We start from the raw sequence: 296 nt of genomic DNA on the forward strand, positions 1-296 counted from the left end.
TGTGTATTAGAGTCAGACCCTGCACTCACGATTGCGAACATATTTCCAATTATAGCCGCTGGAATAAGTTGTGATACAAACGTTGCTGATGATTCATTTAAAATATCACTATAAGCTAGCGACAATGGTAAAATCCCTTCCCCAATACCACCACTCACAATTGGTACGATGATAAAGAAGAATGTTTGCTTCATTTCATATCCAAATAGTGAACCGACAAATAATCCTACCGCTACAGAAGCTAACGTCCCTACTACTTAAGGTATAAACATACGAACGAAACCTTGTACTAATAC

The 296-nt window shown here is 37.8% G+C and carries 1 pseudogene; it reads right to left on the bottom strand.

Annotated features, from left to right (window positions below):
* A pseudogene (locus ACSG5Z_RS30945) lies at window positions 1-296 on the bottom strand (2-hydroxycarboxylate transporter family protein); the annotation flags it as partial.

The sequence above is a fragment of the Bacillus pretiosus genome (assembly GCF_051294775.1).
GTDB classification, from domain to species: domain Bacteria; phylum Bacillota; class Bacilli; order Bacillales; family Bacillaceae_G; genus Bacillus_A; species Bacillus_A wiedmannii.